Here is an 11,220-nt window from a genome sequence, read left to right on the forward strand (position 1 = left end):
CCCCACGCGAAAGCGAGCCAGGACAAAAGGCAAGATGCTCTGAAAGTACGCCGCGGGAGCCCACTTCTCGCTGCTAACGAATCTCCACAGCCGCTTGAATATGACCGGGTCGCTCTCCACATGCACCCAACCCCACCGCCGCCGCGTGCCGCGAACACGCGGCGGTCGCTTTTCTCTCACCGTCGTTCCCTGTCATGTTCTTCCTCCTTTTCTTGCTCAAGTGCTCCACCAGCGCGGCGCGAATCACGTCGCTATGGGATCGAAACCCAGGCGCGCGGCGCGCTTGCTCAAGCTCCGCGGTGAAACCAGCCGGAACACAAAAAGATAATGTCCGCTCCAGATTTTGCTTCCCTCTCATCACGAACCTCTCGTCTAATGCGTTGCGTGCTAGACATCATTTTGCCAAAGTCGCGCTCCCATGTCAACCACAAAATTTACCGATATTGTCATGCTCCCTTGCTTGCTATCCAGCGTGCCTATCCCCCTGCAGGAATTTTCCTGTGTGTCTTACGCGTAGGACGCCCTTGTGGTACAATGGAGCCAGCCCAAGGGAGCGTGTAACCCAGTTATCATGAGCGTTGTACCATCCCCACCCTGTATGCTATACTATCCCCAGCCAGGTTGGGGATGGAACCCATTTGCCTGATGCGGAACGCACAAAGCCCCCAGACTGCTCACCTGGGGGCCTTACGGGGCGCTCTATGCCGCCAAAAGGCACGTGGGCATATCAGAGAAAAAAACCTTGTAACGAAATTCAGGGCCTTGTAGGGCCTCTGAATGCGTCTTGTGGCCATCCTAGCGCGCTCCTATCGCCCTCTGCAGAACCTCCGCGGCCTCCCTGTCGGAGCGGTTCAGTGCATGGGCGTACACGCTCATGGTGACCTGGGGCGTGGCATGGCCAAGGCGCTGGGCCACCTGGGGCACCGGTAGGCCAGCCTCCAGCAGGAGCGATGCATGCAGGTGGCGCAGTCCGTGAGGGGTCATGCGCGGCAGTCCCAGACGCTCACACTCCCTGCGCAGGGCATGCTGGACAGTGCTCTGGCATAGGGGCTGCCCCCGCTCCCCCGTGAAGACCAGCCCCGTGCCCTCCCACGCTGGGCCTGCCTGCAGGCGCAGTTGGGCCTGTATGCGCTTCTGTTTGCGGAGGGCATGCAGGGCCTCCTGGGGGAGGGCGATAGTGCGCACGCCGGCGCGGGTCTTGGGGTCGCTCTCCACCCACTCCCCAGCAATGCGGTGCAGGGAACGTCGGATCGTCACCGTGCCCGCGTTCATGTCCACGTCATCCCACTGCAGGGCCAGCAGTTCCCCCAGCCTGGCACCGGTGGTCACCGCCAGGACAAAGAGGGGATACAGCCAATGGTCATGAATGCCCTCCAGGAAGGCGCGCAGTTGCTCATGCGTCCACAGCTCCCTGCGGGCAGGCGTACGGCGGGGCCTGATAACGCGGTCGCAGGGGTTTTCCATCAGCCAGCCCCACATCACGCCCAGCTTACAGGCGCGGTGCAGTAGGACGTACACCAGTTGGGCAGTGCGGGCCTTGCTGGCCTTCTGGAGGGCGTTTATCAGCCTCTGGACGTGGGAGGGGTCAGCTTGCAGAGGCGTGTCTTGCCCAGGGCGGGCAGGATATGGCGCTCGCAGGTCTGGCGGTAGTCATTCAGCGTGCGGGGTTTCAGCGTCGGTTCGCAGGTCTCCAGCCAGGCCTGTATCAGGTCAGCGACGGTGCGCTTGCTGTCGGGGAGCTCCCCCTGGCGCTCCGCCCATTCCTTGAGGGCCTTCAGCCTCTGGGCCACCTCCTGGCGGGCGCGCCCGTACACCGTGCGTCGGTGCCCGTTGACCTGCAAAGATGCTTGATAACGCCCATCCGTGCGCTTGACGATCGTCCCCTCTCCCTTGCCTCTGGCCATCGCGCACCTCCGAAATGTTGTCAAAAGTGTTGTCAGGCCAGACAAAGGGTGAAGGGGGAACGGGGCATACTACATACAGTGGATACATGTGGAAAACGAGGCTACATATTGTAGATAGGTGGGCCGCAGAGGAATCGAACCCCTAACCCGCTGATTAAGAGTCAGCTGCTCTGCCAGTTGAGCTAGCGGCCCACAAGCAATGCTAATATATCATCGCCGGCCCACTTTGTCAAAATTCCGGCCCCTTCGCTTCCACCCCTCATTTCAATATCAACAACACATCCTTCTGCGTCACCTGCATGCCCGGCCGCACACGTACCTCCCGCACGACACCATCCCGCGGCGCCCGGATCTCATTCTGCATCTTCATGGCTTCAAATATGACCAGTGTCTCGCCTTTCTCCACCGCCTGGCCGGCCTCCACCGGCACACTCACGATCAGCCCCGGGATGGGCGGACGCAGTATCAATTCCCCCGGCGGCGCCTGAAGCGCGAACGCCGCCCGGGCCAGCCGGCGCGAACGTTCATCCTCCACCTGCACCTGGAAACGAGCGCCCTCCAGCAGGACCTCGTACACATTGCGGCGCTCCGCATCCGGCTCGATCATCACCTCATACGAGGCGTGGTTGACCAGCAGAGAATACAGGCTCAGCCAGCCGCTCTTCTGCATGTCCACCTGCAGACGCTCGCCGTTCACCAGCACCTCGCCGTTCGGCTGGACCTCTATCTCAAATGTCACTCCCTCGACTGTGACATAATATTTCATCGCCGCTCACCATCCGCGTGGGAAGTGGCGCCAGACGGCCTGCTTCCAGCCGGAATGATTCCCGCCGGCGTGCTGATGGGCGCGTCCCAGCATGAGTGCCTGCTCGCCCCGCTCTTTCTCCACCAGCGCCGCCGCGATGGCGGCGATGCGCATCAGCTCCGGCTGAACCTCACAGGTGAGGCAGAAGCCGTCCGGCCCTTCCACAAAGCTCGTGTCAAACTGCCCCGTCTGAAAGCGCGCGCTGTCCATCACCCGCTGATGGAACGGCACAGAGGTGTGAATGCCGCCAATGCGCAGTTCCTCCAGCGCACGCCGCATGCGGAGGATAGCCTCGGCCCGGTTTTCCCCCCACACCACCAGTTTGGCGATCAGGGGGTCGTAATAGGGCGTCACCTCACAGCCGGCATAAATGCCGCTCTCCAGCCGCACCCCCGGGCCGGTCGGCTCGATCAGGCTGGTGATGCGGCCGGCTACCGGCATGAAATCATTGTACGGGTCCTCGGCCGTGATGCGGCACTCGATGGCATGCCCGATGATCTGCACGTCCTCCTGCCGCCAGCGCAGCCGGCGCCCCGCGGCGATGGTCAACTGCTCCTTGACGATGTCAATGCCCGTTACCAGCTCCGTCACCGCATGCTCGACCTGCAGGCGGGTGTTCATCTCCAGGAAGTAGAACTTCCCGTCCCGATCGAGCAAGAACTCCACCGTGCCGGCGTTGGTGTATCCAACCGCGCGCGCCGCTCGCAGTGCCGCTTCCCCCATGGCCTGGCGCAGTTCGGGCGTCACCGCCGTGGATGGAGCTTCCTCAATCAGCTTTTGGTGCCGGCGCTGGATACTGCATTCCCGCTCCCCGAGATGGATATAATTCCCGTGCTGGTCCGCCAGCACCTGAATCTCGATATGACGTGCCCGGGGAATGACTTTCTCCAGGTATATCGTGTCATTCCCGAAGGCATTGAGCGCCTCCCGACGGGCGGCCGCCAGGGATCGCAGTAGCTCGCGCGGGTTGGCCACCAACCGCATGCCCTTGCCCCCGCCGCCGGCGGATGCCTTGACCAACAGGGGATAGCCCAACGATTCGGCCGCCTGGATCACCTCTTCCTCATGAAACCCCACTTCGACGCCGGGCACCACCGGTACGCCAATTTCCATCATCAGCTTGCGCGCCGTAATCTTATCCCCCATGATGCGGATGGCCTCGGGCGAAGGGCCGATCCAGGTCAGGCCGGCGTCCATCACCATCTGGGCAAAATCGGCGTTCTCCGAGAGGAAGCCGTAGCCTGGGTGTACGGCGTCCGCGCCGGCGCGCAGTGCCACCTCGATGATGGCTGTGCCGTTGAGGTAGCTCTCTCTGGCCGGCGCCGGCCCGATATGATAAGCCTCATCGGCATACCGCACGTGCAGGGCGGTGCGGTCCACGTCCGAGTAGACCGCTACCGTCTTAATGCCGCGCTCCTGACAAGCGCGGATGACACGCACCGCAATCTCTCCCCGATTGGCGATCAAAACCTTCTTAAACATCTACTGCCCCTTTTTCCAGCTCACAGAGGAATGTTCCCGTGCTTCTTAGGAGGAAGGGATTCGCGCTTATTGTGCAGCATCTCCAGCGCATTGATGAGACGCGGGCGGGTTTCATGAGGCTCGATGACCGCATCCACATAGCCGCGTGATGCCGCGATATATGGGTTGGCGAACTTGTCGCGATATTCCTGCACCAACCGCTCTCGCACTACCTCGGGATCGTCCGCCTCTTCCAGCGCCCGGCGATGGATGATTTTCACCGCCCCTTCTGGTCCCATCACGGCAATCTCCGCTGTCGGCCAGGCCAGGTTGATATCCCCGCGCAGATGTTTGGAACTCATGACGATATATGCTCCGCCGTAGGCCTTGCGGAGGATCACCGTCAGCTTCGGAACCGTAGCCTCCGCGTAGGCGTACATGAGCTTGGCGCCGTGTCGAATGATGCCGCCGTGCTCTTGGGCCACACCCGGCAGGAAGCCGGGCACATCCACCAAGGTCACCAGGGGGATGTTGAAGGCGTCGCAGAAGCGGACGAAACGGGCGGCTTTGACGCTGGCGTTGATATCCAGCGCGCCGGCCTGCACCGCCGGCTGATTGGCCACGATGCCCACGCTGTGCCCACCCAGCCGGGCGAAACCGATGATGATATTCTGCGCCCAGGCCGGCATGATCTCCAGAAAGTCGCCATCATCCACAATATGCGCGATGACCTCATGCATATCGTAAGGCTTGTTCGGTTCCTCGGGGACAATTTCATCTAGCTCCGCATCCTCGCGCAGGGGATCGTCCCGCGGGGTGATGTACGGCGCCTCCTCCATGTTATTGGCCGGCAAGAACGACAGAAGCTTTTGCACAACGAAAATCGCATCCTCTTCCGTCGGCACCGCCAGATGCGCGACCCCACTCTCCGTCGCGTGCACCAGCGCACCGCCCAATTCATCGAAGGTCACGTCCTCGTGGGTGACGACGCGCACCACCTCCGGCCCGGTGACGAACATGTAGCTGGTGTCATTGACCATAATGATGAAATCGGTGATGGCCGGCGAATACACTGCGCCGCCGGCACACGGCCCCATTACGACGCTGATCTGCGGCACCATGCCGGAGGCCAGCGTGTTGCGCAGGAATATTTCGCCGTAGCCGGCCAGACTCATCACCCCTTCCTGGATGCGGGCGCCCCCGGAATCGGTCAATCCGATGATGGGAGCGCCCGTCTTCATGGCCAGGTCCATGATCTTGCAAATTTTGGCCGCATGGGCCTCGGACAGCGAGCCGCCGAAGGTGGTGAAATCCTGGGCATAGACATAGACCAGCCGGCCATTAATGGTCCCGTAGCCGGTCACCACGCCATCGCCCAGGACGCGCTGGCGCTCCATGCCGAAATCGTAACAGCGGTGTGTGACGAAGCGGTCCAGCTCGGTGAAGCTCCCTTTATCCAGCAGAAGCTCCAGCCGCTCGCGCGCGGTAAGCTTGCCCTGTTCGTGCTGACGGCGGATGCGCTCTTCCCCGCCGCCGAGGCCAGACAGCGCTTTCAGTTCCCGAAGCCGGCGGATTTTTTCCTCGTGTGCCCCCATGGGCAGAGCATCCTTCCCGGGGCTTACAACCCCATGATGCGGTTTTCCAGAATCTGGTCTTTCTTAAAGCGGTGGAGCTGAAGCGCGGCGATGGCCGCATCCAGCAGTGCGTCCTCCGGCACCAGCCCCACAATCTCGCTCTCCACCACGCTCACCCCCCAGCGCGCCGCCTCACTGCGGATCATGTCCAGCACCCGCAACAGCGGCGTGCCGTGGAAATCGGTCACGCTCATGGAGATCTGGGCGCGTCCTTCCACCAACAGCCCCAGTGCCTTGACATACCGCAGGCCGCCGCTGGAATAGCGCACCGCCTTGGCGATGGCCTTGGCGATCTCCACATTGTTGGTGTTGAGGTATACGTTGAACGCCACCAGTGGAGGGCGGGCGCCAATGGCGGTGGCGCCGGCACTCCCCATGCGCGCCGGCCCAAAGTCCGGCTCGCGCTCCGGCGCCTTGCCTATTTCCTCGGCGATTTTCTCGTACTCGCCGCGCCGGATATCAGCCAGATTGCGCCTCTCGGCACGCGTTGCGGCTTCTTCATATAAGTACACGGGGATACCCAGCTCTTCCCCGACCCGCTTGCCCAGCCGGCGGGCCATCTCGACACAATCCTGCATGGTCACGCCGCGCAGAGGAACAAAGGGCACCACATCGGCCGCCCCCATACGGGGATGTTTGCCCTTATGCTGGCGCATGTCAATCAGCTCAGCGGCTTTGGCAATGGAGCGGAAGGCGGCTTCTTCGACCGCGGCCGGCTCTCCCACGAAGGTGATCACACTGCGGTTGTGGTCCGGATCGGCCTCCACATCCAGAACGATGACATCCGGCACGCTGGTAATCGCCGCGACGAGCTGGTCAATGACCTCTTTGCGCTGACCCTCGCTGAAGTTGGGCACACATTCGACGATTTGCTTCATGGTTTCCCCCGATTCTCTGTGATGATATGGTGAGTGCCGCCGTAGGCGCTCGCCGGCGGCCCTCATGGCCCAACTGCAAATGATAACCCCGCGAACCGGGTTTCGGCGCGGGGATATATTTGGAGTGTATTGTAACATCAAGCGCGCAAAGCGTCAAAATGCCCTGCCAGGGCGCATTGGGTACCCTGGCAGGACAATTATGCTTCCTACTCCGCTTCACACAGCATTTTCAGGTTTTCCAGGGTCTGTTCCAGCGCGCGTTCTTGCATGCGCTCGATAACCAGGCGATCAGCAATCTTGCCGAGCGCTGAGCCGGGCACAGTATACTCGATGTCCACCGCCACTTCTGTGCCGTCCGCTTGCGGCGTGTAGGTCCATGTTTGCTTGCCGGCCAGCGGGCCCTCGATACTGCCCTTCCATCGCCCGCCCTCGGGGCCAAAGTAATCCTCCAGCACGCGGCTGGTGACGGGAAAGCGCACGCCGGCCATTAAGTAGCTGTGCTTCACCACTGTGCCGACTTCCCCCTGACCCGTCAGCTCCTCAGGCTCGCTGAGCCCAACCCAGAAGGTGGCCCAGCGGAGCGGGTCCCGAGCAAAAGCATAGACCTTCTCGACCGGGGCGCGTATGATAATGTGTTGTTTCAAGTGTGCCATAGTTCGCCTCCTTTTGGATACATCTCACGGATGGACTTTCAACACCAGCGGCAGGTAGACATGGAAACCTGCCGGCATGCCGGCCATGCTCCTGCCCCAGAAACCGCCGGCGAGCGTGAACGCACCGCCGCTCAGCAGGCCGGCATCCAGCTGACCAGCCGTACCTCCCAATGCATAGCCGCCGCCCTCGCCGAAAGTGATACCACCGCCATCTACCGTATTCCAGGTGAGGTCATAACCGCCGCCGGTTTGGGCCGCGGCCAGGCCGGACAGGGCAACCAAGAGCAGTATGCCAACGGTCAAAATCACCGAGGTGAAGCCGTGCTTGCCTCTCATCCTTGTCTCCCCTCCCCTCAGTACACCTTAATGCTCCCGGCAGGGTACAGCTTGATCTTCCCACCCCCGCCAACCCTCAGGCCTCGCGAGAAGATGCCCTCGGAGTAAAACCTGGTGCCCGGGTCATTGTTCCCGATAATCTCGGCGGTGGTCGCTTCCGCACAGGTGACCTTCTTGCCTGGCAGGAATTGAAACCAGGCGCCTCCCTGAATGGTGACGTTGTACAGCAACAGGTCGCAGTACACATAGTAGGGGACGCTGGCGGGACTGAACAATCCGGCAATATGCACACACATCCCCGTCCGGGGATAAATCATGCGCACCATCTCGTACTTTCCCCAATCGCAGGGGCCTCGGCAGTCGAATTGATCCAGCGTGTACCAGGTGGTATGCCCATCTCCCCATCCGTAATTCGCGTGCACCTGATACTGCCCGCTTGTGTCATCATACCCATCAACCACAATCAGGTGGGCAAAGTCGGTATCCGCGATGCGGTACAGCATGGGGCGATTGTGGTCCACCTCCTCCACAATCATGTACCACCATTCCATGAAATTGTAACTATCGCGTTCCTCGCACCAGGGTTCATCCCATTCGGGGTCCGAGTAGAAGAAATGGTCTTCAAAGGCATCGCGGGCGTCATCGTAATACCAGTTGCACATATACGCTGTGGTAGAGGAACAGCCGTAGTCAATATCCAGCGTGGAGCCGGCATCCGCGACCAGGTCAGCCACGGCATCAATCTCCGCTTGCGTCACCGGCCTTCCGGTCGCATCCTCAAATCGGCGCTCCACCGGGTCCCATAGGTATATCTCCAGCATGTTCGTCCACTGGTACGCTTGTCCCCCGAACGAGGGGGGCCAGGAGAAAAAGCGCATGATCTGCGCCATCCCCACTGGCACGCATCCCGCCACGGCATTCTGGTTGTAGTTCCCATACCCAGGCCAGGAGCATCCCTGGGTCGGACACCGATTGTTATACGGGGGCATCTGGTCCCAAGCGGTCTGGATCAGCGGGCCGGCCCTGCCGCTGTTCATGGACAGCATTGAACTCAGCTCGGACAGACTGCCGGCCGCCGGCACCAGCAGGCGCTTCCAGATTTCGCGGTTTCGCGCCGACGTGTCCGGGTCAATATCCTTCAGCCGGGCCGCCTCTAGGCTTCCAAACTCGCGCAGTATGTACTCGACGCGGGCCTGCCCCACGTCCTTCAACAGGCCGGCCATACCCCTCTCTTCCACGGGGTCCAGGTCACTCTCGGTCGAATACGCCATCACAGGCTCGAAATCCCGGATGTTCGAGAGGGCGATGTAGCCTCGCGGGCGGACCGGAACGTAATACCCTACCGTCATATCACCCCGGCGCAGTGCGCCGAGCGGGCCGAGGGAGGGTGTGGCAGTGCCGGCCCACTGACCGTCCCGCTCCAAGATGAACTTCAGCCAGCTCTCGGCCGCGGCGGTTGCCTCCTCCGCCGTGATGACCGCCGGCTCCTCAGGAGAGACGGCCATCCCTTGCTGAACTGGCGGGACGCCCAATAAGGACAACAGCAAGGCGACAACTGCCGCGTACAGCAGGCGGACCATCCATCGGACAAGCCCCAGGCCCCTGGTTCTCATTGGCCTATACCTCCATATCCAAGCCGCCGGCATTCCTGCCCAGCATTAGATCTTCCGTGGAGCAGGTTTCGCCGCTGTCTCAAAAGGAATACCACTGCAGATATGCACGGCTCCCGCGCTCCGCCAAATGAATTTGCCCTAGCACTGCCTTACTGCAAGGTGACCAACACCAGAATCTGCCCCTGTTCTCCCTCCGGTAGTGCCTCCATCGCTTTGCCGAGGATGGCACCCTGAGCTCTCTCGTGATCCTTCACGACCATGGCATAACCTGGGGTAGGGGATGTGGTCAGCAAATCCCCGGGCAGTACCTCCCCATAGGTGCCATCGACATAGCAGAATACCCGGCCGGCCAGCGCCACGTCATAGTCAAACCCATCCACGCCGAGACGCACGCCAGAGCCCAGGCCCTGCGCACCTGCCACGATGCCGGCCACCCTGCGGTCATAAGGCTCTGTGCTGATAGTGAGCTTGCCAGGATGCGCCGCATCTATGATGAGCACCATGCCAGGTTCAATGGAGGTCCCATCAACGACATCAAATCCCTCCGAATAGTCAAGCCCTTCGCCCAGCTCGATGATCGTGGCTCCACTGCCCTTGCTCACCACCCGGACGTTCCCCCGGAACTGAGCCGCTACGCCGCCCGGTCCTCCCTCTGCCCGAATGCCGATCCCATTGGTTCCGTACGCTCTGGCATCCACGCCGGTGCCGCCGGCGGCATTGGCTTCCGCCCGCACACCGACACCGGAATTGACGGTGGATACACCCCACACGCCGATACCGTGCATGGAGCGGGCCTCTCCGTAGGTGCCGGCGGCCGATCCTCCCAGATAGCCGAAATTAGCCGTGTTGGAGTTGCGGCCAAAGACGCCGTACCCATCGTTCGCAGAGTTCACGCCATACACACCGGATTTGGCTGACGTCCCGCTTTCGCCGCGTATGGCGTCGCCTACGGCCGCCACGGCGCGCAGGGCCGTGTAATCAAGCCCTAGCTCCGCGTAGTTCCCGCTCAGCGTGTGCCTCGCGACCATACCGACGCCGTGGGCGCCAGTCGCTTCGCCCAGCACGGCAATCGTGTTGTCGCCGGCGCTGATGCCCGATATCCCGGTGCCAAGACTGTAACCACTGATACCCGGGCCATTGGCGGAATTTACCACTGCCATCGCCGCATTAGGCAGTGCCATACTCCCGCTGATGACCGCGCCCGGCCGTAGGGAAAGCGCATATGGCACCGCGGTCAGCGCCTGGCGCGGGGCAAGCGTCGTGTAACTTCCGCTTCCCGCCGGACAGCGAACAGCGATCGCCAGCCAGCGCGCATCGCCCGTGAAAGGCGGGGATGTGAAAACGGTGCCGGTACCAAAGTCCACCTGTACCGTGAACAGACCGTTGCTCACCATCACATTGGTCTTGGTCTGGGTCGTGCCGACCTGGACACCACCACTGCCGGCATTCCACAGACTGAACTGGAAGTCGCAGGCACCGTTGACCGGATTGCCGCCCTGGCGAAGCTGGCCTTGATAGGTAAAGGCGGTGCCCACCACTGCCTGTACTTCTACATCCCCCTGGGAGCTTGGCTCCTGTGCCAGGGTCAGCATAAAGCCGGCCATCAGGCCCAACGCCACCATGATGCAGACCACCCATAGTTTGCGGGACATGGCTTCCCTCCTGCTGTTACCTCATGACCTCTGATTCTCCATCATACACGCCGCGGATAGAGCTGGAGACGGGCGGGCAACAAAAACTGCTATCCAGCACTGTGCGCGTCAGTTCCGGATAGCAGTATGACACAAGGATGGCTACAAAATGGCTACAAAACGAATCGGTCAATCCACGCCAGACTTGGAATGCAGGTAGTGCTGACGCAGTGCGAGATCAGCAATACCGCCGGCCTTGGCCTCGACGATGGCCTGCGCCCGCTGTCGACATTCATCGGCAGTTT

Annotated in this window: 10 protein-coding genes and 1 tRNA gene; all 11 read right to left on the minus strand. The window is 61.6% G+C overall.

Features of this window, described 5'->3' with window-relative positions:
* Positions 1 to 795: 795 nt before the first annotated feature.
* Complete coding sequence (locus H5T60_06490) at positions 796 to 1,518, minus strand: site-specific integrase (GenBank protein MBC7242076.1); 723 nt, start codon at positions 1,516 to 1,518, stop codon at positions 796 to 798.
* 44 nt (positions 1,519 to 1,562) lie between these two features.
* Positions 1,563 to 1,904 carry a hypothetical protein gene (locus H5T60_06495; protein ID MBC7242077.1) on the minus strand — a complete coding sequence of 114 codons (342 nt, stop codon included), beginning with the start codon at positions 1,902 to 1,904 and terminating at the stop codon, positions 1,563 to 1,565.
* Between the two features lie 119 nt (positions 1,905 to 2,023).
* Positions 2,024 to 2,096 (minus strand) — tRNA-Lys (locus H5T60_06500).
* Between the two features lie 67 nt (positions 2,097 to 2,163).
* Positions 2,164 to 2,670 carry a biotin/lipoyl-binding protein gene (locus tag H5T60_06505; protein ID MBC7242078.1) on the minus strand — a complete coding sequence of 169 codons (507 nt, stop codon included), beginning with the start codon at positions 2,668 to 2,670 and terminating at the stop codon, positions 2,164 to 2,166.
* Positions 2,671 to 2,676: 6 nt separating this feature from the next.
* Positions 2,677 to 4,191: an acetyl-CoA carboxylase biotin carboxylase subunit gene (gene accC / locus H5T60_06510; GenBank protein MBC7242079.1), complete on the minus strand. Its 1,515-nt coding sequence runs from the start codon at positions 4,189 to 4,191 to the stop codon at positions 2,677 to 2,679.
* 20 nt (positions 4,192 to 4,211) lie between these two features.
* Positions 4,212 to 5,765 carry a methylmalonyl-CoA carboxyltransferase gene (locus H5T60_06515; protein MBC7242080.1) on the minus strand — a complete coding sequence of 518 codons (1,554 nt, stop codon included), beginning with the start codon at positions 5,763 to 5,765 and terminating at the stop codon, positions 4,212 to 4,214.
* A 23-nt stretch (positions 5,766 to 5,788) separates the two neighbouring features.
* On the minus strand, positions 5,789 to 6,682 hold the full coding sequence (ftcD, locus tag H5T60_06520) for a glutamate formimidoyltransferase (GenBank protein MBC7242081.1): 894 nt from the start codon (positions 6,680 to 6,682) through the stop codon (positions 5,789 to 5,791).
* Between the two features lie 206 nt (positions 6,683 to 6,888).
* On the minus strand, positions 6,889 to 7,335 hold the full coding sequence (locus tag H5T60_06525; protein MBC7242082.1) for an SRPBCC family protein: 447 nt from the start codon (positions 7,333 to 7,335) through the stop codon (positions 6,889 to 6,891).
* Positions 7,336 to 7,359: 24 nt separating this feature from the next.
* Positions 7,360 to 7,671, minus strand: coding sequence for a hypothetical protein (locus H5T60_06530; GenBank protein ID MBC7242083.1), 312 nt, complete (start codon positions 7,669 to 7,671; stop codon positions 7,360 to 7,362).
* Positions 7,672 to 7,688: 17 nt separating this feature from the next.
* Positions 7,689 to 9,284, minus strand: coding sequence for a C10 family peptidase (locus tag H5T60_06535; GenBank protein MBC7242084.1), 1,596 nt, complete (start codon positions 9,282 to 9,284; stop codon positions 7,689 to 7,691).
* 149 nt (positions 9,285 to 9,433) lie between these two features.
* On the minus strand, positions 9,434 to 10,936 hold the full coding sequence (locus H5T60_06540) for a hypothetical protein (GenBank protein MBC7242085.1): 1,503 nt from the start codon (positions 10,934 to 10,936) through the stop codon (positions 9,434 to 9,436).
* Positions 10,937 to 11,220: the final 284 nt, after the last annotated feature.

Source organism: Anaerolineae bacterium, from assembly GCA_014360855.1.
Taxonomy (GTDB): domain Bacteria; phylum Chloroflexota; class Anaerolineae; order JACIWP01; family JACIWP01; genus JACIWP01.